We start from the raw sequence: 690 nt of genomic DNA on the forward strand, positions 1-690 counted from the left end.
AATCATGAAGTAGGCACCATATTCCTCGATCCAGGCGCTATCGCCTCAGATAATATTGATGGTGATATTTCAGCAAATATTGGAGTTACCGGCTCAGTAGATGCCAACACTGTCGGCGCTTATATCTTGTCATATAACGTTTCTGATGCAGCAGGCAATGCCGCAACCACGGTTAATAGAACTGTAAACGTTGCCGATACTGGCGCACCAACCATCACCATGTCTGGTGCCAACCCACTTAATCATGAGCTAAATACAATTTACACCGACCCGGGTGCGACTGCATCAGACGTAGTCGATGATGACGCTACGCTTAGCGCAGCAATTGTCACCATTAATAACGTGAATGAAAATGTCGCAGGCACATACACGGTCACTTACGATGTGACAGACTCTGGTGGAAACCCTGCCGTACAACAAGTCCGAACAGTTAATGTCGGCGACTTTACTGCACCAATGATAACTCTAATTGGCAACACAACCGTAAATATTGAACTTGGCTCAAGCTATACCGATGCAGGCGCAAGTGCGACAGATAATATTGATGGCGACCTGAGCTCCAGTATTATTTCAAGCGGAACAGTCAACCCTCTTGCGACTGGAACATATGTAATTAGCTATGACGTAAGTGATGCAGCTGGGAACAATGCCGTACAGCTTACGCGAACAGTAATCGTCACCGATACTACC

At 46.4% G+C, this 690-nt stretch carries 1 protein-coding gene; it reads left to right on the top strand.

The window, feature by feature from the left end:
- On the top strand, positions 1-690 hold a 690-nt coding region (locus tag A3761_RS06335), incomplete at both ends, for a DUF5011 domain-containing protein (protein ID WP_156491673.1).

The sequence above is a fragment of the Oleiphilus sp. HI0123 genome (genome assembly GCF_001635315.1).